Annotated in this window: 23 protein-coding genes; 14 read left to right on the forward strand and 9 right to left on the reverse strand. The window is 56.2% G+C overall.

The window, feature by feature from the left end; all coding sequences use genetic code 11:
• The 9 genes from kdsA to rpoS all read left to right on the forward strand — a co-directional run bounded on the left by kdsA (position 1) and on the right by rpoS (position 7,294).
• The gene (gene kdsA, locus ACTG39_RS08830) at positions 1-849 is read left to right on the forward strand and encodes a 3-deoxy-8-phosphooctulonate synthase (RefSeq protein WP_439107177.1); all 849 of its coding nucleotides are present in this window, start codon (positions 1-3) and stop codon (positions 847-849) included.
• Positions 850-918: 69 nt separating this feature from the next.
• Positions 919-2,205: a phosphopyruvate hydratase gene (gene eno / locus ACTG39_RS08835; RefSeq protein ID WP_439107178.1), complete on the forward strand. Its 1,287-nt coding sequence runs from the start codon at positions 919-921 to the stop codon at positions 2,203-2,205.
• Between the two features lie 8 nt (positions 2,206-2,213).
• Positions 2,214-2,522 carry a cell division protein FtsB gene (ftsB, locus tag ACTG39_RS08840; protein ID WP_439107179.1) on the forward strand — a complete coding sequence of 103 codons (309 nt, stop codon included), beginning with the start codon at positions 2,214-2,216 and terminating at the stop codon, positions 2,520-2,522.
• Complete coding sequence (ispD, locus tag ACTG39_RS08845) at positions 2,519-3,238, forward strand: 2-C-methyl-D-erythritol 4-phosphate cytidylyltransferase (RefSeq protein WP_439107180.1); 720 nt, start codon at positions 2,519-2,521, stop codon at positions 3,236-3,238. The genes ftsB and ispD overlap by 4 nt, the downstream gene beginning before the upstream one ends.
• On the forward strand, positions 3,238-3,723 hold the full coding sequence (gene ispF / locus ACTG39_RS08850; protein WP_439107181.1) for a 2-C-methyl-D-erythritol 2,4-cyclodiphosphate synthase: 486 nt from the start codon (positions 3,238-3,240) through the stop codon (positions 3,721-3,723). Before ispD ends, ispF begins: the two co-directional genes overlap by 1 nt.
• Entirely contained in the window at positions 3,720-4,388 is a 669-nt protein-coding gene (locus ACTG39_RS08855; protein ID WP_439107182.1) for a protein-L-isoaspartate(D-aspartate) O-methyltransferase, read from the forward strand. Before ispF ends, ACTG39_RS08855 begins: the two co-directional genes overlap by 4 nt.
• Positions 4,381-5,307, forward strand: a complete 927-nt coding sequence (locus ACTG39_RS08860; RefSeq protein WP_439107183.1) for a DUF368 domain-containing protein — start codon at positions 4,381-4,383, stop codon at positions 5,305-5,307. Before ACTG39_RS08855 ends, ACTG39_RS08860 begins: the two co-directional genes overlap by 8 nt.
• Positions 5,308-5,310: 3 nt before the next feature.
• Positions 5,311-6,138, forward strand: a complete 828-nt coding sequence (locus ACTG39_RS08865) for a peptidoglycan DD-metalloendopeptidase family protein (RefSeq protein WP_439107184.1) — start codon at positions 5,311-5,313, stop codon at positions 6,136-6,138.
• A 109-nt stretch (positions 6,139-6,247) separates the two neighbouring features.
• Positions 6,248-7,294, forward strand: a complete 1,047-nt coding sequence (gene rpoS, locus ACTG39_RS08870; RefSeq protein ID WP_439107185.1) for an RNA polymerase sigma factor RpoS — start codon at positions 6,248-6,250, stop codon at positions 7,292-7,294.
• A 16-nt stretch (positions 7,295-7,310) separates the two neighbouring features.
• On the opposite strand, the gene fdxA is transcribed toward rpoS, so the two are convergent.
• Positions 7,311-7,634 (reverse strand): ferredoxin FdxA, encoded by a 324-nt coding sequence (gene fdxA / locus ACTG39_RS08875; RefSeq protein WP_439107186.1) that lies wholly within the window; start codon positions 7,632-7,634, stop codon positions 7,311-7,313.
• A gap of 118 nt (positions 7,635-7,752) precedes the next feature.
• A complete protein-coding gene (mutS, locus tag ACTG39_RS08880) occupies positions 7,753-10,314 on the reverse strand; it encodes a DNA mismatch repair protein MutS (RefSeq protein WP_439107200.1) in 2,562 nt (853 codons plus the stop codon).
• 218 nt (positions 10,315-10,532) lie between these two features.
• On the opposite strand from mutS, the gene ACTG39_RS08885 reads away from it, so the two are divergent.
• The 4 genes from ACTG39_RS08885 (at position 10,533) to ACTG39_RS08900 (ending at position 15,029) form a co-directional block, all read left to right on the forward strand.
• On the forward strand, positions 10,533-12,011 hold the full coding sequence (locus tag ACTG39_RS08885) for a glutamate--cysteine ligase (protein ID WP_439107187.1): 1,479 nt from the start codon (positions 10,533-10,535) through the stop codon (positions 12,009-12,011).
• 25 nt (positions 12,012-12,036) lie between these two features.
• A complete protein-coding gene (locus ACTG39_RS08890) occupies positions 12,037-13,068 on the forward strand; it encodes a M14 family metallopeptidase (protein WP_439107188.1) in 1,032 nt (343 codons plus the stop codon).
• Positions 13,069-13,395: 327 nt separating this feature from the next.
• Complete coding sequence (recA, locus tag ACTG39_RS08895; RefSeq protein ID WP_439107189.1) at positions 13,396-14,448, forward strand: recombinase RecA; 1,053 nt, start codon at positions 13,396-13,398, stop codon at positions 14,446-14,448.
• A 161-nt stretch (positions 14,449-14,609) separates the two neighbouring features.
• Positions 14,610-15,029: a regulatory protein RecX gene (locus ACTG39_RS08900; RefSeq protein ID WP_439107190.1), complete on the forward strand. Its 420-nt coding sequence runs from the start codon at positions 14,610-14,612 to the stop codon at positions 15,027-15,029.
• 17 nt (positions 15,030-15,046) lie between these two features.
• Here the strand turns inward: ACTG39_RS08900 and ACTG39_RS08905 are convergent, their stop codons facing one another.
• The 7 genes from ACTG39_RS08905 to ppdK all read right to left on the reverse strand — a co-directional run bounded on the left by ACTG39_RS08905 (position 15,047) and on the right by ppdK (position 24,561).
• A complete protein-coding gene (locus ACTG39_RS08905; protein ID WP_439107191.1) occupies positions 15,047-18,382 on the reverse strand; it encodes a mechanosensitive ion channel domain-containing protein in 3,336 nt (1,111 codons plus the stop codon).
• A gap of 10 nt (positions 18,383-18,392) precedes the next feature.
• Positions 18,393-19,310 carry a DUF3014 domain-containing protein gene (locus ACTG39_RS08910; RefSeq protein WP_439107192.1) on the reverse strand — a complete coding sequence of 306 codons (918 nt, stop codon included), beginning with the start codon at positions 19,308-19,310 and terminating at the stop codon, positions 18,393-18,395.
• 166 nt (positions 19,311-19,476) lie between these two features.
• Positions 19,477-20,118 carry a flavin reductase family protein gene (locus tag ACTG39_RS08915; protein WP_439107193.1) on the reverse strand — a complete coding sequence of 214 codons (642 nt, stop codon included), beginning with the start codon at positions 20,116-20,118 and terminating at the stop codon, positions 19,477-19,479.
• The gene (locus ACTG39_RS08920; RefSeq protein ID WP_439107194.1) at positions 20,087-20,605 is read right to left on the reverse strand and encodes a thiol-disulfide oxidoreductase DCC family protein; all 519 of its coding nucleotides are present in this window, start codon (positions 20,603-20,605) and stop codon (positions 20,087-20,089) included. The genes ACTG39_RS08915 and ACTG39_RS08920 overlap by 32 nt, the downstream gene beginning before the upstream one ends.
• A gap of 4 nt (positions 20,606-20,609) precedes the next feature.
• Entirely contained in the window at positions 20,610-20,852 is a 243-nt protein-coding gene (locus ACTG39_RS08925; RefSeq protein ID WP_439107195.1) for a YgaP family membrane protein, read from the reverse strand.
• A gap of 102 nt (positions 20,853-20,954) precedes the next feature.
• Positions 20,955-21,893: an NAD(P)H-dependent flavin oxidoreductase gene (locus ACTG39_RS08930; protein ID WP_439107196.1), complete on the reverse strand. Its 939-nt coding sequence runs from the start codon at positions 21,891-21,893 to the stop codon at positions 20,955-20,957.
• Positions 21,894-21,954: 61 nt separating this feature from the next.
• Positions 21,955-24,561, reverse strand: coding sequence for a pyruvate, phosphate dikinase (gene ppdK, locus ACTG39_RS08935; protein WP_439107197.1), 2,607 nt, complete (start codon positions 24,559-24,561; stop codon positions 21,955-21,957).
• Positions 24,562-24,834: 273 nt separating this feature from the next.
• Between ppdK and ACTG39_RS08940 the strand changes: the two genes are divergently transcribed.
• A partial coding sequence (locus tag ACTG39_RS08940; RefSeq protein WP_439107198.1) for a TonB-dependent receptor occupies positions 24,835-26,051 on the forward strand: 1,217 nt, incomplete at its 3' end.

Genomic DNA, 26,051 nt, shown 5'->3' on the forward strand with positions numbered 1-26,051 from the left:
ATGGCACATTCTGTAGAGCTGGACAATCTGCGCATTGCCAACGACGCTCCCTTTGTATTGCTAGGTGGTGTGAATGTCCTCGAAAGCCGAGAGTTTGCACTTGAGGTAGCGGGCGAATACGTAGCGGTTTGTGCCGATTTGGGTATTCCACTGGTGTTTAAAGCCTCGTACGACAAGGCAAATCGCTCTTCGATCCACTCATTTCGCGGCCCTGGCTTGGCTGCAGGTCTGGATATTCTGGCCGAAGTTAAGACACGATTTGCGGTGCCTTTGATCACCGATGTGCATGCCCCGGATGAGGCGGCTGCAGCGGCTGAGGTTTGTGACATTATTCAGTTGCCCGCGTTTCTAGCCCGGCAGACTGATCTGGTGCGAGCCATGGCCGAGACTGGCGCGGCGATTAATATCAAGAAGCCACAATTTTTATCGCCGGCACAGATGGGCAACGTGGTGGAGAAGTTTCGAGAGTGTGGAAACGATCGACTCATGATCTGCGAGCGCGGAAGTAACTACGGATACGACAATCTGGTTGTCGATATGCTCGGTTTTGGAGTAATGCGTAATGCCACCGGTAACGTGCCGCAAATATTTGATGTTACGCATGCACTGCAGTGCCGCGATCCCTTGGGCGCAGCATCAGGGGGCAGACGGTCGCAGGTGACAGAGCTTGCCCGGGCAGGAATGGCCGTAGGCTTAGCGGGTCTGTTTCTAGAGTCGCATCCCGATCCAGATCAAGCGCTCTGTGATGGCCCCAGCGCCTTGCCACTCGAAAAATTGCGACCTTTTCTCGCACAAATTCAGGCAGTGGACAGTCTTGTGAAAGGCTTGCCTGCACTTTCGATCGATTGATTGTTTAGTTGGTGCAGAGCTTCAGGGGTATTTTTAAAATGCCCGATTACTATTCAGGGAGAGTGAACAGTGAGCAGGATTACTGAGGTACAGGGTTTCGAGGTGCTGGATTCTCGAGGTAACCCCACGGTAATGGCAGAGGTGACCCTCGAGTCTGGCGCGAGCGCGGCTGCGTTTGCTCCCTCCGGTGCATCCACGGGATCTCGCGAAGCACTGGAGTTGCGTGACGCGGATCCCCAGCGTTATTTAGGTAAAGGCGTTACCAAGGCTGTTGCGAATATCAATGGCGCTCTGCGCAGCGCATTGCTGGGCATGGATGCTTCTGCACAGCGGGAACTCGATGCAGCGATGCTTGCTTTGGACGGCACTGAGAACAAGGAGTCCCTGGGCGCCAACGCTATGCTCGCGGTTTCCCTGGCCGCGGCGCGTGCCGCTGCCATTGCCAGCGACAAGCCACTGTATGCGCACATCGCTGCACTCTACGGCCGCGGATCTCTGAGCATGCCCGTCCCCATGATGAACATTATCAATGGTGGTGAGCACGCCGATAACAACGTGGACATACAAGAGTTTATGATCCAGCCCATTGCTGCGGGCAGCTTTGCGGAGGCCTTGCGCTGCGGCGCAGAAATCTTTCATCACCTGAAGAAGGTGCTGTCTGCCCGGGGCTTGAGCACTGCGGTAGGAGACGAGGGTGGTTTTGCTCCGGATCTGCCGTCCAATGAAGCAGCGTTGGAGGTGATTGGCGAAGCAGTTACCAATGCGGGTTACAAGCTCGGGGTTGATGTCACTTTGGCTCTGGACTGCGCAGCATCAGAATTTTACCGGGACGGGCGTTACTGGCTTGGCGGTGACGGTCGCGATTTCGATAGTGCGGGATTTACTGAGTATCTTGCCGGACTGGTCGATGCGCACCCCATTTTGTCTATTGAAGACGGCCTGGATGAGTCTGATTGGGATGGTTGGAAGTTGCTGACTGAGCGTCTTGGCGAACGCGTTCAATTAGTGGGTGATGATTTGTTTGTCACCAATACCAAAATTCTTGGCCAGGGCATCGAGCGCGGTGTCGGCAACTCGATTCTTATCAAGCTCAACCAGATCGGGACGCTGACAGAAACTCTGGACGCTATTGCGATGGCGGCAGATGCTGGCTACACGTCGGTAATCTCTCATCGTTCCGGCGAAACCGAAGATACGACCATTGCTGATCTCGCGGTGGCTACAGGGGCAGGACAGATCAAAACCGGCTCCCTTTGCCGCTCGGACCGCGTCGCAAAGTACAATCGGCTGCTGCGTATTGAAGCCGAACTTGGCTCCACAGCGCCCTATCGCGGGCGAGCTGAATTCGCGCGCTAGGTACACAATTGCGCTGGATACTGCTGATACTTTTTGTGCTGCTGGCAGGCCTGCAATATCGTCTCTGGTGGGGAGAGGGCGGTCGCCTCGAGTTGTTGCGACTTCGTCAGCAGGCTCAGGATTCACAGCGGGAGAATGCAATATTGCGCGAGCGCAACGAAGAGCTTGCACGTCAGGTGATGGATCTTAAAGCGGGCAATACAGTGTTGGAACAGCGCGCGCGAGAAGAGTTGGGTTTGACCAAAGACAATGAGGTTTACTACCAGTTTGTTGAACCTGACAAGCTTGTGCCGAAAACCGCTGAGCCTCGCCCGTGAGCGATATCTGGGCGGTGGTACCTGCCGCCGGCAGCGGTTCGCGTCTGGCGGAGAGCGTCGCTAAGCAATACCTGGAGATTGATGGGCGATCTTTGCTGGATTGGAGTGTTGCAGCCCTGTTGTCTTACTCCGATCTGCGCGGCTGTGTTGTTGCGCTACCTGAGACTGATTTGGAGATTGAGCGAGAAGGCTGCCTCAGAGATGGCCGGGTTACTGTTTGCGCGGGTGGTGCAAGCCGCGCCGAGTCCGTGGCTGCAGGTCTTAGAGCTCTCCCGGCCAGCGATGAGGACTGGGTGTTAGTGCACGATGCCGCGCGACCGTGTTTGTCACAGTCAGAATTGCAATCGCTGATAGAAGAGGTCACGACGAGCGGTGTCGGTGGACTCCTGGCAGTACCTGTCACGGATACGCTCAAGCGCGCTGATGAGGAATCCCGTGTGAAAACAACCCTTGATCGGGACGCAATCTGGCGTGCTCAAACGCCGCAGATGTTTCGCGTGGGAGAGCTGCGTGGCGCCTTAGCGGCTGCCGAAGATAAAGGCGTTGCAGTAACAGATGAAGCATCAGCCATGGAGGCTGAGGGTTTTGAGGTCCAACTTGTTCGAGGTTCCATTGGCAATCTCAAGGTAACCTATGCTTCGGATATGCAACTGGCAGCTTTTTGGTTGCAGCAGCTTCATGGACAGGACGCAGACACCTTAGGGAGAGAGAATTGATGCGGATCGGGCACGGCTTCGATGTGCATGCTTTTGCCGAGCCTGGGCAGGGCTCTGAGGTAATCGTGCTTGGTGGTGTTGAGATTCCCAATGATCGTGCTCTGCTCGCTCACTCGGATGGTGATGTGGTGCTGCATGCGCTTTGCGATGCGCTGCTGGGTGCGATAGCGGCAGGAGATATTGGCAAACACTTTCCGGATACGGATCCAGCGAACGCAGGTATCGACAGCAGAGAGCTGTTGCGGCGCTGTGTGGGCTTGGTGCTGGAGCGCGGCTATGTCCTGGCAAATGCTGATATGACGATCATCGCTCAAGCTCCGCGGATGGCGGGGCATATCGACGCCATGCGTGACAACATCGCCAGTGATCTGGATGCCGAGCGGGATCAGGTGTCAGTAAAGGCCACCACGACAGAGCACTTGGGTTACCTGGGGCGTGGCGAAGGCATTGCAGTGCATGCGGTCGTGTTGTTGACGCACAGATGAATAGATCTGCAGACATTTCAGGCATCGGGATGACTTCCCAACGGACGCGGGAACGCCTGGTGCAGCGTCTTCTGGAGCAGGGGATTACCAATATTGCTGTGCTTGATGCCATGCGCAATGTGCCCAGGCATTTGTTTCTTGACGAAGCGATGGCCCATCGTGCCTATGAAGATACGGCCTTGCCCATTGGCTTCCAGCAAACCTTATCCCAGCCTTACATCGTCGCGCGTATGACTGAGCTGCTGATAGCGGGTCGCGATGCCCAGAAAATTCTGGAGATTGGCAGCGGTTCGGGCTACCAGACAGCAGTATTGGCGGGACTCGTTGGGGAGGTTTACGCCCTGGAGCGTATCAAGCCCTTGCTCTTATCAGCCAGAAAACGCATGCGCCAACTCAAGCTACGGAATGTCCAGATGCGCCACGGTGATGGCTTTGATGGCTGGGAGTCCCAGGCTCCTTTTGACGGCATTCTGGCTGCAGCCGCGCCGGATGAGGTGCCGGAGTCGCTGCTCATGCAGTTGGCTCCTGGCGGTCGTCTTGTAATGCCCGTGGGCGGTCGTGAGCAGACCCTGGTTGTGGTGGAGCGCACCGAGTCGGGTTTCGAGCGCTACAACATTGAGCCGGTGAATTTTGTACCGCTACTGCCGGGTCTCGGAAATGGATGAGAAAACTGCTTTAGATAGCTCCGAGCCGTCGCTGTTTCCCGGTGTGCTGCTTCGAGGTGTGCTCATGGGTGCGGCCGATATAGTGCCGGGGGTGTCCGGTGGTACTATGGCGTTTATCACCGGTATTTATAGTCGCCTCATAAATGCTATTACGGCGTTTGATTTGAATCTGCTTCGTTGTCTGTCTGAGCGCCGTTGGACTGAGGCACTGGAGCGTACCGACGCCGCATTTTTGGCGACCCTGTTGCTGGGAATAGCAATCAGCATATTTTCCCTGGCTAGCCTCATTTCGACGCTCCTCGAGACACAGCCGCTGCTTTTGTGGTCTTTTTTCTTTGGCTTGATTTTGGCATCGGCGTTTATGCTTCTTCGGCATGTTAAGCAATGGTCTATTGCAGCCATCGCGGGCCTGGTGCTCGGTGCCGGATTTGCTGCGGGTATTGGCGTCTCACCAAGCTTTGCTTTACCCGTAGCGTCCTGGAGTTTTTTTGTCGCTGGTTTTTTTGCGATTTGCGCCATGATTCTGCCTGGAATCTCCGGGAGCTTTATTCTCGTACTGCTGGGCATGTATCCCGTTGTGCTCGCTGCTATCGAGTCTCTGGAGTTCGTATCCCTGAGTCTTTTCGCCATTGGTGCGGGATCGGGTCTGTTAGTGTTTTCACGCTTGCTTCGCTACCTGTTGCGAGAGCAGCACAACCCAACTATCGCGACGCTCACAGGTTTTTTGTGTGGCTCGCTGCTAGTGGTTTGGCCGTGGAAGGGATTGCCGACTGATGGCGGGACGGCGTTACCTGTTACGCCGCAGCACTACGCCAGCCTGTTCGGTGACAGTCAGATGCTCTTATGCCTTGGCTTAATGCTCTTGGGTTTTCTGGCAGTTTGGTTGCTGGAGAATCGCTGGGGTGGGTTGGAACGCTAGCTCATGATACGGCTCGCAGCACCGTTCTGGCTCCTTGTTATCGGTGCTCTAATGGTGGCTTGCGCTGACAAACCACCGGCACCGATTGAAGACCGCAGTCGAGGTGGGACCTCAAGAGTAGAACAACGCTACACGGTGTTGCCCGGTGACACCTTGTTCTCCATCGCATTCCGCCATGGTCTTGAATTTCGACGTCTGGCGGCGGCCAATAGCATCACCGCGCCTTACACGATTTTTCCCGGGCAGAAGTTACGTCTCGCCGAAGCCGAGCCTCCGATCGTGGCGACGCCGGTGTCAAAAGCGGCGCCTACTGTTGCAGTTAAAGCGCCTAGTAAGTCGCCGACACAGCCAGCGGCGGCCTCTCCATCGAGTAGCCCGGCTAAAAGTTCGGCGAGTGTAAGCGCCGCGGGAACTACGACTGTTACCAAACCGGCGAAGTCTGTGCCTGCGACGACTAATGTGAAGGTGGGTGCCTGGCGCTGGCCGGCAAAGGGCAAAGTCACGCGCCGATTTGAAACCAATCTTCACAAGGGTCTGGACATCGATGGTAAGCGCGGAGATCCAGTGATTGCCACTGCGGGCGGTCAAATAGTCTACGGAGGGAGTGGTATTGCTGGCTACGGATTGATGCTAATTGTGCGCCACAACGATGAGTACCTAAGTGCCTATGGCCACAACGATGCCTTGCTCGTTGAGGAGGGCGACGTTGTGCGCGGCGGGCAAAAAATTGCAGAGCGAGGTAGTTCTGGTACGGACTCCGTGAAACTCCACTTTGAGATTCGCCGTCGTGGGCGTCCTGTGGACCCGCTAAAGCTCTTGCCGCGACGATAGGAGAGCGCTTGTTTTGTAATGTGCCGCTGAGCTAAGCTGTTGGGCCCGGTGTGTTGTACGTCGAACATTGTTCGACGATATGCCTTGTCATAAAACAGGACACTTACCCATGGGTAGAACCAAGGGCCGTACCGGAAGCGATATTAAGAATGATCGCGTACGGAGAGAGCAATCACACCAGTCTGAGGTTCCTGGACTGGCAGGGGACGCTTTGGCCGCACTGGAGGAGTTGGAGCAAGGTGCGGCAACGTCCGAGGCGAATCAATCTCAGAATTCCAAGGCGCTGCCGACGGATCTGGACGAGGGTGACGACCGCCAGATTACCCTTGATCCTACCCAGCTGTATCTTAACGAAATTGGCTTTGTCCCCTTACTCACAGCGGACGAAGAGAAGCACTTTGCACGACTGACCCAGAAGGGCGACGAAGCGGCGCGTAAGCGCATGATCGAAAGCAATCTTCGCCTTGTGGTAAAAATTTCCCGGCGTTACCTCCATCGAGGAATGAGTCTTCTGGATCTTATCGAAGAGGGCAATCTGGGTCTCATGCGGGCGGTAGAGAAATTTGATCCCGAGCGCGGCTTTCGGTTCTCAACCTATGCAACATGGTGGATCCGTCAGACTATCGAGCGAGGGATCATGAATCAGGCGCGTACCATCCGCCTGCCTATTCATGTAGTAAAAGACTTGAATGGTTGTCTCCGCGCAGCGCGGGAACTTACCCAGCAGCTGGATCATGAGCCGACCACCCAGGAAATTGCCACCCGGACGCAAAAGTCGGCAAAGGAAGTTTCCCGTTTGATGGGGCTGAATGAGCGCGTGAGCTCCATGGACACTCCCCTGGGACCAGAGTCTGACGCAACCGTCGTAGAGACTATTGCCGATGACCACGGATGTGACCCTTGGGAACAATTGCAAAATGAAGATGTGCACGACAGCGTGGCTGACTGGCTCAATGAGCTTACGGAAAAACAGCGGGAAGTGGTGATGCGTCGCTTTGGGCTACTGGGTCACGAGAGTAGCACCCTGGAAGAGGTGGGGCAGGAGATAGGACTCACGCGAGAGCGAGTGAGGCAGATTCAGGTTGAGGCACTAAAACGCCTTCGACGAATACTCGAGCGCCAGGGACTGTCCGCTGACGCGCTATTGCAGCAGTAGTTAAAACAGCAGTTACTTAGCGCTCTAGCAGCGCCAATTTACCGGGCTTGCCAGCCCATTCTTCGGCATCTGCCGGCGCGGGCTTCATCTCGGTGATGCAGGGCCAGACTTCTGCCAGTTCTGCATTGAGTTCAAGAAACACCTGCTGGTCGGCGGGTAGCTCATCTTCCGAGAAGATTGCATCTACGGGACACTCGGGCTCGCAGAGGGCGCAATCGATGCATTCGTCAGGATGAATAACCAAAAAGTTAGGGCCCTCATAAAAGCAGTCCACCGGGCACACTTCCACACAGTCTGTGTGCTTACACTTGATGCAGTCTTCACCAACAATGAAGGTCATTCTCGAAATTCCTTAACTTCAGATCAGGTCTCTGCCCCAGCAATGCGAGTATGCCAAAGCGCTGAGACCAAAGTGTAGCGATTCGCTTCCTCGATGAGAAGCACTCGTGAGCGTGAATTCAGTCCGACAGCTCACGCAGATTATAAAGGAGTTCTAAGGCTTCTCGCGGCGTTAAGGTATCTGGGTCACTATCTCTTAACAGACGCAGGGCGGGGTGATTTGGATTCTCGGCAAAGAGGTCTCCCTGAGGAACGGCAGGAGCTAGTGCCGGGGGGAGCCCCTGGGGCAAAGCTGGCGAGGATCCATCCTGAGGATTCTGGCTCTCCAGCTCGGCTAGTTTGCCCGCTGCCGCGTGCAGCACGCTCGCGGGGACGCCGGCGAGTTTGGCTACCTGTAAGCCGAAGCTACGGTTTGCCGGTCCCTCCTGGATTCGATGCATGAACACCACATGTTCCCGATGCTCCACAGCATCAAGGTGTACATTCGAAACGGTAGGAAGCTGCTCCGCTAGCGCCGTCAACTCAAAGTAGTGTGTCGCGAAAAGCGTAAAGGCGCGGGTCTTTTCGGCGAGATGAAGCGCAGCTGCCCAAGCCAGGGACAGGCCATCAAAGGTGCTGGTCCCTCGGCCGACCTCATCCATCAGCACGAGACTGCGCTCACTGGCGTTGTGCAGGATGTTAGCAGTCTCGGTCATCTCTACCATGAAGGTTGAGCGACCACTGGCCAGATCATCCGCGGCGCCAATGCGGGTAAAGATGCGATCGACGGTAGACAGCGTGACGGCTTTGGCGGGTACAAAAGAGCCCACATGCGCCAGCAAGGTAATGATCGCGTTTTGGCGCATATAGGTGGATTTACCGCCCATGTTTGGGCCGGTAATCAAGAGCATCCGACGTTTCTCATCCAGCAGGGTGTCATTGGCGATGAAGGGGTCTTCGAGAACTTGCTCAACGACGAGGTGGCGGCCCTGATCAATATCCAGCCGCGGTGACTCACTGAACCGGGGGCGACACAAATCGAGGCTGTGGCTGCGCTCCGCCAGGGTGGCGTAGACATCAAGTTCCGCCATCGCCGAGGCAGCACTGCGCAACGCTTCCAAACAGTCTTGCAAAGCAGCGAGCAGATCTGCGTAGAGCTGTTTTTCCCGGGAAAGGGCTCTACTCTTGCTGGATAGCGCCTTATCCTCAAACTCCTTGAGCTCCGGTGTGATAAAACGCTCGACATTTTTTAGGGTCTGGCGGCGCTGATATTCGACCGGAACATCATCAGACTGGCTGCGACTAAGTTCGATGTAGTAGCCATGCACCCTGTTGTAGCCGACCTTGAGTGACGCGAGCCCTGTGCGCTCCCGTTCGCGGGTTTCTATGGCCACCAGGAAGCCCGCGGCGTTCTCACTGATAGAGCGCAGTTCATCCAGTTCCGGATCAAAACCTGTTGCGATGACACCGCCATCGCGCAGCACCACCGGCGGATTTTCGATGAGAGCTCGCTCAAGCAGATCAACAATGACCGGAAACTCTCCCAGGGCAACGCTTGTCTCCCTCAATACCTCGGCGTCTTCCCCGGGCGTAGCATCGCGTAATGCCGGCACGCTCTGCAGAGCAAACAGTAGTCGGGTGAGGTCCCGGGGACGGGCGCTGCCCAAAGCCACGCGCGTGATAATCCTTTCCACATCGCCTATGGGGCGTAAAACGTCCCGGAGTGTTTCAAAGCGGTAGTTTTCTCTGAGCGCGTCCAAAGCATCCTGGCGCTGCTGCAGTGTTGCAACGCTTGTCAGGGGGCGATGGAGCCAGCGCCGCAGACAGCGACTTCCCATGGCAGTCTTGCAACGGTCCATCACCGACATCAGCGTATGCGTGTCTCCGCCTGCCAGGTTGCGATCGATTTCCAGATTACGGCGAGTTGCCGCATCCAGCACCACGCTGTCTTCCCTTGTCTCCGGTGCGATCGCGGTGATATGCGGTAGCTGGCTACGCTGTGTATCGCGGACATAGCTGATGAGGCAGCCTGCGGCGGCGACGCCCAGCGGCATGTTTTCGCAGCCGAAGCCTCTGAGATCGTGGGTTTGAAACTGCTCCTTGAGATTGCGCTCCGCCGTCTCCAGGTCAAACTCCCAACCGGGTTGAGACCGGGCGCCCGGCCGTTCGGTGACCACTGGCTGCTGCAGTTCTTCGTGGTAGAGCAATTCGGCGGGGTCCAGACGTTCGATCTCACCTAACAAAGCCTCTTCGCCTTGCAGCTCCATTAAGCGAAACCGTCCACTTCCTAAATCAAGATAGGCAAGGCCGTAGCCTGTTTGCTGGGCAATCAGGGCTACCAGAAGTTGTTCGCGCTTCTCTTCCAGGAGTGCCTCATCGCTGAGCGTGCCGGGAGTGACGACGCGAACGACCTTGCGCTCCACAGGCCCTTTGCTGGTCGCGGGATCGCCGATCTGCTCAGCGATGGCTACAGAGATACCCGCTTTCACCAAGCGCGCGAGATAGGCCTCCGCCGCGTGGTAGGGCACACCGGCCATGGGGATATCTTCGCCGGCAGATTTTCCTCGCGCCGTGAGGGTGATATCCAGAAGCTCTGCAGCGCGCTGGGCGTCTTCATAGAACAACTCATAGAAGTCGCCCATACGATAAAACAGCAGCTCGTTGGGATGATCTCGTTTGATGCGCAGAAACTGCTGCATCATGGGGGTGTGTTGGCTTTGGTCGCTGGACAAGATGGTTTCTGGGGGTCGTTTGAGTGCAGGGCGCAGTGTAAGCCATGGAGTGGGGCAGCGGCCAGAGATCTGACGTCCTATGAATTTGCGCCCCGCTCGTGGACGAGAAAACGCTGTTGTCTAGTCTGTTCGCTGCACCTTGTGAGGTCTAGAATGGTCGGGAAGTTGCCAGGAGTTACTACTGGAAGATGGGTATAGAAATCCAGAAGACCGTGTTCGACGCCGAGGATCGGCGGGAATTCTCCGAGCGTCTGGAGTCCCAGCTCGAGCAACTTTCAGCCTTGCTGGAAACACCCAAGTTTGGGCCGCCCGTCGAGAGTATCGGGGCTGAGCTTGAGCTGTATATCGTGGATGCGGACGGTAAGCCTGCGTATCACAATGACGCGTTGTGCAGTGCCGCCGAGGACCCCCAGCTGACGGTTGAGCTCAATAAGTACAACCTTGAATACAATTTGAGCCCCCAGTTACTGGGAGATGAGGGCCTGCTTGCGACGGAACGAGAAGTTATCGCCAAGCTAACGCATCTTTCGGCCTTGGCTGAAAAAAAGAATGCTTTTATCGTCCCTATTGGGATTCTCCCCACGTTACGGGACACCGACCTGGGCGATCATTGCGTCACGGATCGGCAGCGCTATCGTGCTCTAGTGGCACAACTGATTGCCTGGCGGGGCAGCGATTTCCACATCAATATCAACGGTGAAGAGCCGTTGCAAATGACCATGGCTAATATCACTCTGGAGGGCGCTAATACGTCGTTCCAGGTGCATCAGCGTGTGACTCCCGAGCACTACGCTGCAAGCTTTAATGCCATCCAGCTTGCGACACCCCTGGCGATTGCCATTAGCGCGAATAGCCCAGGCTTGTTTGGACATCAGTTGTGGGACGAGACCCGAGTTCCCCTGTTCAAGCAGTCCATTGATACCCGGGCTATGGATCGTTATCGCTGGAGCGAGCCTCCCCGGGTGTGCTTTGGGCATGGCTGGCTGCGTAAGGGTGCCTTCGAATTGTTTGAGCAGACGGTGCGGCTCTATCCCCCTTTACTTCCCGCCTGCGATACCCGGGCCACTCAGGGTCCCGGCAGCACCCCCTCTCTAGCGGAGCTTCGTTTGCACCAGAGCACGGTGTGGCTGTGGAACCGCGCGGTCTATGATGACGCGGATCAGGGGCACCTACGTATCGAAATGCGCTCTTTGCCGGCCGGCCCGACAGCTGTCGATATGGTGGCAGGGGCAGCATTTATGATGGGGTTGGCGCGCGGTCTCCGGGACGACATAGACGGCTTAATGTCTGCACTGCCTTTTTATCTGGCGGAGTACAATTTTTATCGAGCTGCCCAGCATGGCTTGGATGCCCGACTGGTGTGGCCTAGCGGGCGACAGCATCGTCTCCAGGATGCCTCGGTGGTCGATATTATTGCAGACACGCTTCCCGTGGCCGACGAGGGTCTGCGTAAGCTTGGCGTTGCTCAAGCCGAACGAGATCGCTACCTGGGTGTGATTGATGCGCGCTTGAGCGTCAGACGCAGCGGCGCCCGATGGCAGCGTGAGGCCACGCGGGCGCTTATGGCTCGCGGACGCAGTAAACCCAGTGCGCTCAAGGAAATGCTGTCGTTTTATCGTGAGCTCAGTGCACAGAATATCCCGGTCGCCGAGTGGCCTGTGCCTTAATGCGTCGCATAGTCAGGACAGCGGGATGAGACGTTTTCGTTTCCTTAAAAACCCTGATGCCAGTCTTGCGGGCACGAGCCCCGATGCCCTGTTGGAGAATCTTGGCGGTCCCGTTTGTATTTTATTTACCGGCGAAGACAGTACGCGGACCCGAGCGCTGGTGACGCTGCTCCACGGCAACGAACCCTCGGGTCTGTACGCACTCCATCGCTGGCTGCATGGCGGGCAGCAGCCTGCAGTTAACCTGCTGTTTATTGTGGCTTCGGTGCATGCAGCATTGGAAACTCCGCGCTTTAGTCATCGCATGTTGCCTCGGGCCCGGGATTTGAATCGTTGCTTCAGTCCGCCTTTTGACGACGAGCAGGGGCGTCTTGCGCAAGAGATTCTCGAGCTACTGCGTTTGCATCGACCTGAGGCTGTGGTGGACATGCATAACACCTCAGGCTCCGGTCCGTCCTTTGGTGTCTGCACGCATCTTGATCGACAACACGATGCCCTCGTATCGCTGTTTACCCGGCGCTTGGTGGTCTCCCACTTGAGCCTCGGGGCGCTCATGGATATCAGCGATGCAAGCTGTCCCACGGTCACCATAGAGGTAGGCGGGCGTTTGGATGATGATGCACATGAGCTGGCATATGAGGGGCTGCAGCGTTATGCCATGGCCGAGCGAGTGCTTGCCAATGATACTGAGACCGAATGGGGTATCGAGATCCTCCGCGACCCTATACGCCTTGAGCTGCGGGAGGGGGTGACCCTCGCCTATGCCGAGACGCCGCGGCCGGGACATGACATTACCTTGCGCAGTGACATCGAGCATCACAACTTTGGTGAGGTGAATGCGGATACGCCTTTGGGCTGGATTAAAGATGACCCCCAGGCTTTGTTTCGGGCAACCGACGCATTTGGACGCTGCGCCGTAAAGACGCTGGTACGCAGCGAAGCCGGCGCTTTGTTTCCCTCTCGGGGTCTCAAGCTGTTCATGATCACAACCAACGCCTCTATTGCCGAGAGCGATTGTCTGTTCTATGCGGTAGCTACTGACCCCGACCCCTGCTGATTGCCATTGTCACCCGTCGTAATTAGCGACAGGTCGTGAAACTGGCAGTATTTTTAATGACTTTTCGCCGCATATGATGGTTGCATTCTTTGGCGCAACCACTGATTATATGTACAGTAGTATTCCGGCAGGTAAATACCGCCGGTTTGGGCGCCAAACATGCCAAAGAATGGCAAAGGACGGCAAAGAATGGCAAAGAATGGCAAAGGATGGCAAAGCATCGGTAAGAACCGCCAATGAATGGCCTGCAACAAATGACCAGTAACAAATGACCAGTAACAAATGACTCGAAAAAATCGACCAGTAGCAAAATCAGGAGAGCAGCACATGAACGCAAATAAGGAAAAGGCACTCGAAGCGGCCCTCGGCCAGATCGATCGTCAATTCGGTAAAGGCACTGTCATGCGCATGGGAGACAGCGATCGCGTCGCTATCCCGTCGATATCTACCGGTTCTTTGGGCCTGGACGTCGCCTTAGGCATAGGTGGCCTTCCCAAGGGTCGTATCTGCGAGATCTTTGGTCCTGAATCATCGGGTAAAACCACATTGACCCTGCAGGTTATCGCGGAAGCACAAAAGGCGGGCGGAACAGCCGCTTTTATTGATGCGGAGCATGCGCTGGACCCGATTTACGCCGAAAAGCTGGGCGTACAGATTGATGACTTGATTGTTTCCCAGCCCGATACCGGAGAGCAGGCATTGGAAGTTACTGAGATGCTCGTTCGTTCCGGTGCTGTTGATGTGCTGGTAGTCGATTCCGTCGCTGCTCTGACGCCGCGGGCCGAAATCGAGGGCGATATGGGCGACTCTCACGTAGGCCTGCAGGCAAGACTGCTTAGCCAGGCGATGCGTAAGCTCACAGCGACCATCAAGCAAACTAATTGTCTGGTGATATTTATCAACCAGATCCGCATGAAGATTGGCGTTATGTTCGGTTCCCCCGAAACCACCACGGGCGGTAATGCGCTGAAGTTCTACTCATCCGTGCGACTCGATATTCGCCGTATTGGCGCGGTCAAGGAAGGCGATGAGGTGGTGGGTAACGAGACCCGCGTCAAAGTCGTGAAGAACAAGGTGGCGCCACCGTTCAAGCAGGCGGAATTCCAGATTATGTATGGCCGAGGTATTTATCGTACGGCAGAAGTGATCGACTGGGGCGTGAAGCTCAACCTTATCGATAAGTCCGGTGCCTGGTATGCCTACAAGGGCGACAAAATCGGTCAGGGTAAAGCCAATGCGGCGAAATTCCTTGAGGATAATCCGGCGCTAGGCAGCGAAATCGAGGGTTTGATTCGCTCGCAGTTACTGGATCTGGACGCTAAGGAAGAAACAGTCGATGCCGTTCTAGAAGGTGAAGAGGCCGCTGAAGACAATTCTTAATTGATAGACGACGCCGCTGGCGTCGTTCGCGCTCTCCGGGTGCTGGAGTACCACTTCCCCTACCACAGCTCCAGCACCCTTTTTTTGCAACAGACTAGTCAGTAGTCTATCCATCCATGAAACGCGCCGCTCAAGCTCCTCAAAGCCCTCGTAACGCCGCAATGAATTTGCTCGCGCGCAGAGAGCATTCCCTCGCTGAACTGCGGACTAAGCTCGGACGTCGTTTTGACAGAGACGAGTTGGATGTAGCACTTCACAAGCTCGCTGATGAAAACCTTCAAAGCGATGGGCGCTTTGCTCAGGCGTTTACACGAGAGCGAATGCTCCGTGGCATAGGCCCTCTGCGAATCGATTCAGAACTGCGCCAGCGCGGTGTTGATCGAAAACTGATTGAGGAGGCCATAGCGGTGACGCCGAGCGAAGAGGGCATCACCTGGCGTGAGCTCGCCAAAGACGTGCTGCAGCGAAAGTTTGGCAATGAGCGGCCCGAAGATCTTGCAGAAAAGGCGCGACGACTGCGTTTTCTTGGCTACCGGGGCTTTGGTGAAGAGGCCGCAGATCTGGTTCCTGATGTCTTCTAGTGCTAGCTGGAAGAGTACTAGCTGGAAGAGCCCGGTTCTGATGACATGATTCGGATGGGTAGGGGCTCGGCAGCATCGAGGTGCACATCGCGCTGGGGGAACGAAATACTTATACCCGCCGCATTAAACTCACGATAGATAATCTGTCTAAGCTCGGTAGATACCCTTGGGTAGTCGCGAATTGCGTAGCAACGCAGCCATAGCACTAGTGCGTTGTCGCCAAAATCTTCAAAACTGACATAGGGTTCGGGATCGTCAATGATCTCGGGGTGAGCATAGGCAACATCTTTTAAGGTCTGCATGGCCGCATCAACATCCGAACCGTAGGCGACGCCGATGGGGATCACCAGGCGGAGCTTGGAGTTACTTAAGGACCAGTTCGTTACCACGCTGGTGATCAGTTCCTTATTTGGGATCATCAGCTCTTTGCCCTCGAAGGTTTCGATCACCGTTGCCCGCGCGTTGATGCGGGTGACCGTGCCGTCGGCACCCCCTGCATTAATGATATCGCCCACGCGGATGGGCCTTTCAAACAGTACGATAAGTCCCGAGATAAAGTTGGCGACGATTTCCTGAAGGCCAAAGCCAATACCAACACCTAAGGCTGCCACAAGCCATTGAACCTTTTCCCACTGGAAGCCGAGCATGACCAATGCGGTAGAAAAGCCCGCGCCCAGAATCAAATATTGCATGAGCATACCCGCGGCGTAGCGACTCCCGGGTGTCACGCTGGTCCACTCAGTCAGTACAACGTTCACCAGTGGAGGAAGATGGCGAGTGATGAGAGTGGTCACCGCCATGATCAGCAAGGCCAGCAGCAGCACTGACAGGGTGATTGCTCGTAGTTCGCCGTCCGGAAGGCCGGCATCTGTGGTGGTCCACAAGGTTATCGAATCGAATATCGATAACGCCGGTAAGGCAGGAGCCCATATCCACCACAGCAGGCCTCCCAGGGTTAAAAAGCGCGCAAGGCCGAGTAATCTTGAGTAGGCATCTGACAACGACGCTACTGCGTCCATGTCGCTGCCTGAGTTTAAGTCTTCACCATCGTCATCCGAATCCTGCTCTTCCCGAGCTCGGAGATCTTCCCGCGCTCGTCGTTCCAGTCCTGTTCGAAAAATGATGAGAAGTCTTTGTAAGACATTGCTGACAAACAGTGTGCCTATCACCGCAGCGACTGAGCCCGAGAGGGCTCGAAGATACAAATGCGCGGCGAAGAGCTGGCCGCTCAGATGCATAAAAACGATAGACGCAGAAATCAGAGCGCCCACCTGCAGGGAATGTCTGAGTATTCGATCACTGTCACATTGTTCCGAACGGAGCATGCGAACGAGCACAATAAGAAGAAAGACCGCCGTGGCCAGACTTCCGATCGCCGCCAAAGCTCCACCGCTGTCCGTGGGGGAAGAAGCTCTACCCAGAACAGTGACGCTTATGGAGCAGGTGATGGCTACGATAAACCAGGGCAGATCCCGTGCGGCCGCATCGGCACGAGGGCTATTCCACTTAAGCAGTCGGCGACCCACACCCAATCGGTCAGACATGCGCCGAAGGCTGCCCAGTACAAACAAAATGAGAGCTGCTGCCCCCAGCGCTTGCCCGACACCCATAATGACCGGCTCTCCCTGGGCCGCCAGATAAAATCCGCGGCCGGCGAGCAATAGAGCACTGGGCAGAGCGAGCGCCGCGAGAAATGTCAGCGTCAGAGTTTTGAAGATCAAGGCAGCGCTTTCGTCTCTGGGACGAATCGGTTTGCCAAGGGTATCTTCCAGCGCCGCAGTGATGCGTCGGTGCTGAAACACGCCAAAGCTGATGATCAAAAGGAGCAGAAAAATCGGATCAGTAACGACACGCAACCATTGCTCTTTCAGGCGGAGGAGTGCGCGGGTGCTTCCCAGAGTTTTAAGTTGTTGGAGCACGCGCTGAGGATCAACATAGGCATAGTTTCGAACCCAGAGAAGATTTGCGGTCAGCAGGTTTTCGTAGTCACCCACAATAGACGCCAGCTCTTCTGTTGCCTGGTTGCCATCAACGAGTAAGCTCAGGAGGGTGTTGCCTGCCTGCATGTTTTCCTGAAGCAGCTCTCTTCGCTGGATGAATAGCCTTTCTACGTTTCGGGTCTCGGCGGCGGTCCAGCTAGACATATCACCAACGGTTTGCGAAAGAAATCCACTGCGATCGCCCATTTCGCGTAAAGCCTGCTCGGTATCGATAGCCTGTATGGACACGGACGCGATTTCTTCGTTGCGATCTGTGTTCACGCTCACAATAGAGCGTGGATCGGGGAGGCTAGCCAGCCTCGTCAACATAACCTCGCCGAGTTGGGACTCGAGTCCTGCGACGTTTAATCTACGCTCCGTGAGGTCCGCATCTTGTTGAATCTCGTCAATGGCTCTTCGAGTGCCGGCAGTGCTCAGTCTGGCTTGTTCAATTTGCGTTGACAGGGATTCGAAGCTGTCTACCAGCGAGAGGTTCTTCCGGGCCATCCCCTGTAGTTCAGGGCGTGACTCGGAGAGCTGCGACAGGAAGCGTCGGGCCTCGGTAGCGCGCTGCGCCGCAGCGCCCTGACGCCGCTGTGTTGCGGCCTCCTGCATTTCGATCAAGAGCGTGTCGGCCTCGGCAATAGCTGCGTCGAGCCAGGCAATACGCGCGGTGCGTATGCTGTTGAGCGCTGGCCCACTGCGTAAGCGAAGCTCCAGCAGGCTTAGCTCGGCGTCCAACAGTTGTCTGTGGATGGCCGCGGCAAGCGTATTGATACGATCCTCGACATCTGATGGCTCTGCGATGTTGCTGACTTGTGGTGGCTCATCAGCGCGCCGCCGGCTGATCTCTGCGATTCGATCCCGTGCAGCTGTTTCGTTCCTGGCGAGGTTTGAGAGGGTATCCAAAGCTTCGGTGCGCTCTTCAGACCAGGCATCACGCTGACTTTGAACAAGACTAATTTCGGTTTCTATGTTTGCCAGGTTTGGGCTTTGACCAAGGCGTCGCTGCATTGTGGCCGGGGCGTTTTGAATATCCCGCACCCGGTTTTTGTAATCTTCGGTGAGCGCGTCACTGCTCTGAAGCTTGTCCTCTATGGCGCTGCGCGAAGTCCTATATTGTTCCAGCTGGGCGCGGTCCTGAGCTGCCGTCTGCAGTTTGCCAGTGAGTGCGGCGCGACGTTCCTCGGTGAGACTGAGGTCATTGCCCAGTTGGCTTTGAAGCTCCTTCAGAGTATCGGTGGACTGGAAGTCTTGAGCATAGCCAAAACTGCCGCTTAGGCTCGCAATCAGCGCGCTGATCAGAAGGAACCACGGAACCCCTCGACGCATTGATTTTCGAGGGCCGGCGGGATAGGGCAGGGTGAGGTTCATTCAGAGTCCACTAAGGGTTTAAGAGTGCGTCCCTGAGCTGCCGCGCCCAATGCTGTAAGGCTTCGGTGTTTTCTGGTCCGGTGCGCAGTAACTGCTTATGAAGGTCACTGGCACTCTCCAGCTCTGAGTCCGCATAAGCCCACATCGCACCCTTGCTCACCAGAGCCGGTGGCTGTTCTCGCGTAGGTGCCGATATCACGTTTTCCAGTGCTGCGATCACTGTGTTGTCCAGTGCGTCGGCGGGATAGCCCAACGCTGAGTAGGCATCCTGCAGCAGCCCGCGCTGCTCATGAAATAATGAGGCTAGCGTGTCCACCGGCAGCGCGGTGATGGCACCTACGAGCTTGTCGTAACGGAGATACCCCTCTCTACTCATCGAGTAATCCGCGCCATCTTGGGTTGTCTTGAATGCTCCAGTGGGTCTTGCAAGGTTGGATGTTCGCGTAGGAACCAGGCCTCTGGCGAGTTGATCCAGGCTGCTCACGCCACGATCCAGTAGGTAGCCCGCACTATAAGCAGAACCCAGAGCGTCTGCGGGAGATAAACCGGCGTCCCGGATGTCGCTCCGCAACTGCGCATCGATTTCCTCTGGTGTAGGAGGCGCAACTACGACTTCTTCTTCGACAATCTCCTCAGGTGCTTCTTCGGGGGGCTCCGGCTCAGTGTCGACAGCGACCGGTATATCCGGAGCGGCCAAAATAGCTTCCTCGGGTGTTGGTTTAGGAGGCTCAGCAATCACTGGGGGCTCAGACTCGGTTTCGACGGGGGATGGCTGGAGGGTATCGGACTCGTCCTGAGCATCCTTGGGCATGAGCATGTAAGCGCCCCCGGCAAGAATCAGGACCGCGATGGCGATCACCAGAGTTTGGGTACTGTGGCGTCCCTGTCTATCGTTGTGACTCAAACGGTCGTCGCGATCGGCTTGCATGCAGGCTCCCTAAGTTGCAGATTCTCAAATTGTAGGCGATGCGCGCTTTCATTGCTGAACAACTTCGCACCATCGCTTACTTTTTGAGGCAACAGATTGCCCTAATGGTTCACTTCCACGCGCCGTCACCGGGGGATGCCAGGCCGGTTTTGCGAGGAACGAAAGCCTAGAGCCGCCGCGGTGCCTCGTCAGGCTTTGCATAGGCCATGCGCTGTATCAGATTGCAGCGGTAGTAACTATCGAGCCCCGATATTGCAATGCTGTCTGCGATTTGCGGGTCCAGGGCGCCCGCATCGTTAATAGCCTCGCTGGGAACCTCCAGGGAGACGATTTCGCCGATCACCATATGAGTTCCGTTGATGGCCAGGGGTACCTCATCGCGCAGCTGCATGCCCATGCGAACCGTGGCCTCGCCCACATAGGGGGCGGCTTCGCCGTCGCGCCAGAGTTCACTGAGTCCCGTGGCCGCAAACTCTGAGACGCTACCAGGGTAGCGGGCGGCAGTTTGGTGCGCCGCATCGATAATTCCACTGTGAACATGATTAATCGTGTAGCTGCCGGAATCGCGAATATTGTTGAGTGTGTGGCGCTCCGCGTTGTCCGGCCGAAAGATCAGGGCGAGCAGAGGAGGGTGGGAGCCTATGTGAACCAGCGAACTCATGATGGCCAGATTGCTCTGCCTTTCGTTATTTGCTGTTCCCACGAGATTGGCGGGTTTGTAGCCGGTGATGGAGTTGATGAGCGCGGCTCGGCGGCGACGCTCGAGGTCTTCAATATCACTGCTGCGAAGATGCATGCTGCCTCTCATCAAATTGCTCTCCGTAGAGGCGTTTATAGCGCCATCGAGCCCACAGCCAGTAAACAAGGTCTACCGCGTGACGAACAACTGGCCACCGCAAGGCCCGAAGTACACGGCCATGGTTAGTGCCCTCCCAGGCGGCGACGTTAGCGTCTGCACTGGTGAGCCAGGCACCGTCTGCTCGCTGCAAGTGCAATATGCGCAGGAGTTGATCTTTGCTGGGTGGGTTCTCGTACTTCGCGGACTCTTCCAATATAGCAGCGCCGTCTTTGAGTGCGTGGATATCTACAATGCGTAGCGCGTCGCCACGGGCGCTTCGCAGCTGCGCGATTTCTCCAGCGCAGAGGGGGCACTGTCCATCGTAAAACAGGGTATCCACGCTAGCGGGCTTGCCTGATGGCTCCGTGTCCGAGCTGGCGTTGGATGTCTTGGATGCGCGATGTCCTGCTGCTGAGGCAACGGCCGCGCTTGTTATCGAATCCTCGGTTGTGGTCATGGGCTCAAGCTGGTGAGTCGCCGCCCCCGGCTGAGCAGTCATCTTCGGGGCTGCAGCTGGACAGACCCAGCCATTTCCAGAGGTAGCAGCGGCCAAAAATGCTATTCCACAGGAGAGCAAAGGCCGCCAGGACGGCAACGCCTTGAGCCACGCCGAATCGCTCTGCGCTCAATATCCAGGCAATTAACGCCACGGCCAGCGTGAATCGCACGATCCTCTCCAGGGTTCCTATATTACGGTCAATCATCTAAAACACATGTCATGCAGGTTTAACTTGTAGGGATATACGCGCGACCTGTGCGACCGGATGTTTTATATCTCACTGAAATAAAAAGTTTTTTTGCAGGCACTAGCGAGGGTAGAGCGACTCGAGTCGATTCAGGGTCTCTTCGAACTCTGCGCAGATATCCCCGAGGATGTCTGCGACCGGACGAACTTCATCAATACGGCCGCAAACCTGTCCTGTGAGCGGGATCGCGGACTCCATATCGCCACCAAAATACAGGTCTTGCGGGGTGCCGAACTGCGTCATGGCGTTCACCTCGGGTTGTTTTTCTAGAGCGCTGGTGCGCTCTGTACGAAGCGCGCGTAAGCCCGGAGACTGAAATCGATTGAGAAACACCGTATCGGTTTCCTTGGCGTCTACGATGGCCTGTTTCCAGTTCTCGTGTACGGGAGATTCAAGGGCGGAGACCATACGGGTGCCGAGTTGTATCCCTTCGGCGCCCAGGGAAAACGCCGCTGCCATGGAGCCACCATCGACAAACCCTCCGGCAGCAATGATGGGCACGTCGACTTTGGATCTCACCAGGGGTAACAGCACCATGCTTGCCACGTCCTCAGGGTTCTTAAAGCCGCCGCCTTCGCCGCCCTCTACAATCAGGCCATCCACACCGTACTCCACGGCCTTGATCGCCGCTTTGAGGTTGGGGACAACGTGAAACACGGTAAGCCCCGCCGACTTGAGGAGTTCGGTGTAGCGCTCAGGCGATCCTGCGGAGGTCGTCACAAAGCGTACCCCCTGGTCGATAATGAACTGCGCGATGTCGGGATCCCTGACGAACGCTTGGGCAATATTGACGCCAAAGGGACGGTCCGTCAGTTCACGCATGCGGCGGATTTCGTCGCGAATCACGTCCAGTTCCCCGGACGAGGTCTCGATGATGCCGAGTCCACCCGCCTTACATACGGCTGAAGCCAGTTGTGATCTGGCTATCCAGCCCATAGGTGCCTGCACAATAGGGAGCTCTGCGCCGGTCAATTGCGTGACGCGATTGTCAAACTTCATGGGGTATTTCCTCAGCTGTTCTCAGTCATTCATAGTGATGGGCAAATGCCGCTCGCTAGGGTTAGCCGTCGATGTCGGCCAGCACCCGCGCCTGGGCGGCGGCGATACGAGCGACCGGCACGCGATAAGGACTGCAACTGACATAATCCAGGCCCAGATCATGGCAAAAGCTAATGGAGCGAGGGTCACCGCCATGCTCACCGCAAATGCCATACTTGATACCCTTTTTAGCCTGCCGTGACTCCTGTACTGCCATCTTCATAAGCCGGCCTACGGCGCGTTGATCCAGAGAGACGAAAGGGTCGTCCTCGATAATCTTGGCGTCTAAATACTGCGGGATGAATCGACCTGCGTCGTCCCGCGAAAATCCATAGGTCATCTGCGTTAGATCGTTAGTGCCGAAGCTCATAAACTCCACCGCAGATGCAAGTCGGTCCGCTCCCAGGCAGGCCCGAGGTGTCTCCATCATGGTGCCTATCTTGTAGCGCAGCGATACAGACTTCTCTTTGGTCACCTTGGCGATACCACGATCAATGACTTCGCTGATGAGACGGATTTCTCGTACGTTCACCACAAGAGGAATCATAATCTCGGGGAAAGGGTTAAGGCCTTCTTCTCTCGCCTGGAGGGCCGCACCGATAATGGCGCGGACCTGCATACGGGTAATTTCGGGGTAAACCACGGATAGGCGACAGCCCCGAAAGCCAAGCATGGGATTCACCTCTGCTAGATCATTGCGTGCCTGATGAATTTCTTGAGGGTCTTTCCCAAGGCGTTCGGCCAAAGCATCAGCATCAGCCTCATCGTGAGGCAGAAACTCATGCAGAGGAGGATCCAGCAGGCGGATGGTCACGGGAAGTCCATCCATTACGCGGTACAGCTCCAGCATGTCGGCGTGCTGAAACTCCTGGAGCTTCGCCAGATGCCGCTTTCGCTCCTTGCGATCAGTGGACAGGATCATGGCGCGCATGTGATCAATGCGATCGCTGGCAAAGAACATATGCTCTGTTCGGCACAGCCCAATACCCTCGGCGCCGAGCTCCCGCGCCTTGGCGGCGTCCTCGGGTGTTTCTGCATTGGCGCGGACCTTTAGGCGACGATGCTTGTCTGCCCAGGACAATAGGGTTTGAAAGTCGTCGGAGGTGCTTGCTTCGACTTTGGGGATGTCCCCCAGCATGACGTCGCCCGTGGCACCATCGAGGGTGATGGTGTCGCCGCGCTTGATTACCGTGCCGTCAGTCGCAGTAGCAAAGCCTTCGTGAACGGATACCCGCAACTCACCGCAACCGGTGATGGCGCATACCCCCATGCCTCTGGCGACTACCGCGGCGTGCGAAGTCATGCCCCCAAGCTCGGTGAGAATACCTTCGGCAACACGCATTCCGTGGATGTCTTCCGGCGTGGTCTCACGGCGAATAAGAATGACTTTGTTGCCGTCAGCTTCAACTGTTACCGCCTCGTCCGCCGAAAATACAGCGACACCGGTGGCGCCACCGGGGCTGGCGGGCAGGCCGCTTGCCACGACCGTGCGTTCTGCATCGGGATCGACCATGGGGTGTAAGAAGGACTGCACGTGATCTGGCGAGACGCGCAGTAATGCCTCCTTTTCGTTGATCATACCTTCGCGGACCATGTCGACGGCGATTCTGACCGAGGCACGCCCCGTACGCTTTCCGCTGCGTGTTTGAAGCAGGTAAAAGCGGCCTTCCTGCACGGTGAATTCGATGTCCTGCATATCCCGGTAGTGGGATTCGAGCATTGCCTGGGATTCCAGCAGCTCCTTGTAGGCGTCAGGCATTCGCTCTTGCATGGCGTCAACGGGGAGCGGCGTGCGAATGCCGGCGACCACATCCTCGCCGGCTGCATTGAACAGTACCTCGCCAAAAAACAGCTTTTCGCCGGTGGACGGATTCCGGGTAAACGCGACGCCGGAGCCTGAATCCTCGCCAAAGTTGCCAAACACCATGGACTGAACTGTTACCGCCGTTCCCAGAGAGTCAGGGATGTTGTTCATCTCCCGGTAGACGTTTGCCCGTGGGGTGTACCAGGATTGAAAAACGGCCTCTACGGCAAGGCGCAGCTGCTCGAAAGGGTCTTCCGGAAACTTAACCATGGTCTTGAAAGTGCTGATGACCGCCTGCCAATCCTCAGCCTCCATGGCAACGTCCGTCGTGTAGGCCTTTTCCGCCTTGTAGTCTTCAATGACCTGTTCCATGGCGTGGGTATCAGCGCCAAGCACGACGTCGGCAAACATCTGGATGAATCGGCGGTAGCAGTCATAGGCAAATCTTGGGTTGCCTGTTTTACGGGAGAGGCCTTCGGCGATCTCGTCATTGATGCCGAGATTCAGGATGGTGTTCATCATGCCGGGCATAGAGATCGGCGCGCCAGAGCGCACAGAAAACAGCAGCGGATTGTCGGGATCACCAAAGCGCGCACCCATTTGTTTTTCGACCAGATCCAGAGCAACGCGATATTCCTGCTCCAGCAGCGTTGGCAGCTTGTTGCCGTTTTCAAAGTACTCTCGACAAGTGGGTGTGGTGATCACAAAGCCAAAGGGTACGGGTAGCTTCAGTGCCGTCATTTCACAGAGGTTGGCGCCCTTACCACCCAGGAGATCGCGGTCGTCTTTGCTGCCTTCAGAAAATAGGTAAACGCGCTTGGCCATCGTCGGTATTTCACCTCGTTCGCTTCTCTAAAGCCGCCTATGGTAACCGACCTTGCTTCTATCCTTTCTGTCAATAGTCATAATTGTGAATGATCCACGCTCTGGGCGTTGACGCTGTGCCCTTGTCGTATGAGAATTGACATTGTCAACATAAATTAAAAAAAGGTGACTCGTATGCCCGCTCTAAAATCCCTTAAAGCGATCCCTGCCGCACTTGCGGCTGCTGGTTTTGCCGCTTCTGTGTCTTTGCCCGCTCTAGGACAAGGCGCTGGAATGCTCGAGGAAGTAATCGTAACTGCTGCCAAGCGTCAGCAGACTCTCCAAGAGATTCCCATCGCTGTATCGGTGGTTACCTCTGAATCCATTGAGCAGTCTCAGGTACTGGACATTAAAGACCTGCAGACGCTTGTTCCCAGTCTTCGTGTTACCCAGCTTCAGGGTAGTGCACAAACCAACTTCATCATCCGTGGATTTGGTAACGGCGCGAACAACCCCGGCATCGAGCCATCAGTCGGTGTATTCATCGATGGCGTTTACCGCAGTCGTGTAGGTAGTGCCCTGGCGGATTTGCCGAAGCTCGAGCGTGTGGAAGTACTGCGCGGCCCGCAGAGCACACTGTTTGGTAAGAACGCGTCGGCCGGTGTTATCAACGTGGTCACCGCGAAACCTGATCTCGCCGGATACAGTGGTCAGGTAGGTGTAACGCTGGGTAACTACAACCAGAAGATCGTGAAGGGCAACATCACCGGTCCTATCTCGGACAACGTAGCCTTTAGTTTGTCGGGCAGCATGAACCAGCGCGATGGCTACTACGACAACATCGAGCTCGGTACTGCACAGAACGAAATTAATCGTTGGAACATGCGCGGTCAGTTGCTGTGGAACCCCAGCGACCGCATGGAAGTCCGCATTATTGCTGATGCCGACGGCCTTGATGAGGTGTGCTGTGGCGTAGCGAACTTGCAGAATGGTCCTACGGGCGCACTGGTTCAGGCTCTCGGCGGTAACCTCGTCCCTGAAGAGCCCTTCGCTTATGAAGGATATTACGACTTTGATCCTCAGAACCGTATTGATACTCAGGGCGTGTCGATGCAGATCGATTACGACTTTGATAGCTTTACCCTGACATCGATCACCGCCATGCGAAAGCTCGAGCAATTTGATCTGGGGGATGTGGATTACACCAGTGCCCGTCTGGTCACCCCGGATGCGGCAAACCAGCGAGATCTCGAGATCGACACTTTCACCCAGGAACTTCGCCTGACTTCAGCGACTGATGGCCCATTGCAGTGGATGGTTGGCGCTTTTTACTTTACCGAAGAGCTTGAATCTGAAGGTTCATTTGGTTACGGGGACCAGTTCCGCGCGTATGCAGACGGGCTCACCGGTGGTGGTGTCTCAGCGACAGAGGCTGCCCTGGGACCCATCCTGGGCATTCCCGCAGGGACGTTCTTTGCTGAGGGCGCAGGCTATCCCAGTGAAACGTCCAG

Origin of the sequence: Congregibacter sp., from assembly GCF_965662665.1 — a bacterium.
Taxonomy (GTDB): domain Bacteria; phylum Pseudomonadota; class Gammaproteobacteria; order Pseudomonadales; family Halieaceae; genus Congregibacter.

Excerpts from the sequence above, each read along its gene's own strand:
- fdxA (WP_439107186.1), bottom strand. The coding sequence starts at position 7,634 with ATGACCTTCATTGTTGGTGAAGACTGCATCAAGTGTAAGCACACAGAC.
- kdsA (WP_439107177.1), top strand. The coding sequence starts at position 1 with ATGGCACATTCTGTAGAGCTGGACAATCTGCGCATTGCCAACGACGCT.
- mutS (WP_439107200.1), bottom strand. The coding sequence starts at position 10,314 with ATGATGCAGCAGTTTCTGCGCATCAAACGAGATCATCCCAACGAGCTG.
- ACTG39_RS08865 (WP_439107184.1), top strand. The coding sequence starts at position 5,311 with ATGATACGGCTCGCAGCACCGTTCTGGCTCCTTGTTATCGGTGCTCTA.
- recA (WP_439107189.1), top strand. The coding sequence starts at position 13,396 with ATGAACGCAAATAAGGAAAAGGCACTCGAAGCGGCCCTCGGCCAGATC.
- ACTG39_RS08930 (WP_439107196.1), bottom strand. The coding sequence starts at position 21,893 with ATGAAGTTTGACAATCGCGTCACGCAATTGACCGGCGCAGAGCTCCCT.
- ACTG39_RS08920 (WP_439107194.1), bottom strand. The coding sequence starts at position 20,605 with ATGACCACAACCGAGGATTCGATAACAAGCGCGGCCGTTGCCTCAGCA.
- ACTG39_RS08900 (WP_439107190.1), top strand. The coding sequence starts at position 14,610 with ATGAATTTGCTCGCGCGCAGAGAGCATTCCCTCGCTGAACTGCGGACT.
- ACTG39_RS08910 (WP_439107192.1), bottom strand. The coding sequence starts at position 19,310 with ATGCAAGCCGATCGCGACGACCGTTTGAGTCACAACGATAGACAGGGA.
- ACTG39_RS08860 (WP_439107183.1), top strand. The coding sequence starts at position 4,381 with ATGGATGAGAAAACTGCTTTAGATAGCTCCGAGCCGTCGCTGTTTCCC.
- ACTG39_RS08885 (WP_439107187.1), top strand. The coding sequence starts at position 10,533 with ATGGGTATAGAAATCCAGAAGACCGTGTTCGACGCCGAGGATCGGCGG.
- ACTG39_RS08890 (WP_439107188.1), top strand. The coding sequence starts at position 12,037 with ATGAGACGTTTTCGTTTCCTTAAAAACCCTGATGCCAGTCTTGCGGGC.
- ACTG39_RS08855 (WP_439107182.1), top strand. The coding sequence starts at position 3,720 with ATGAATAGATCTGCAGACATTTCAGGCATCGGGATGACTTCCCAACGG.
- ppdK (WP_439107197.1), bottom strand. The coding sequence starts at position 24,561 with ATGGCCAAGCGCGTTTACCTATTTTCTGAAGGCAGCAAAGACGACCGC.
- ACTG39_RS08925 (WP_439107195.1), bottom strand. The coding sequence starts at position 20,852 with ATGATTGACCGTAATATAGGAACCCTGGAGAGGATCGTGCGATTCACG.
- ACTG39_RS08915 (WP_439107193.1), bottom strand. The coding sequence starts at position 20,118 with ATGAGAGGCAGCATGCATCTTCGCAGCAGTGATATTGAAGACCTCGAG.
- rpoS (WP_439107185.1), top strand. The coding sequence starts at position 6,248 with ATGGGTAGAACCAAGGGCCGTACCGGAAGCGATATTAAGAATGATCGC.
- ACTG39_RS08905 (WP_439107191.1), bottom strand. The coding sequence starts at position 18,382 with ATGAACCTCACCCTGCCCTATCCCGCCGGCCCTCGAAAATCAATGCGT.
- ispF (WP_439107181.1), top strand. The coding sequence starts at position 3,238 with ATGCGGATCGGGCACGGCTTCGATGTGCATGCTTTTGCCGAGCCTGGG.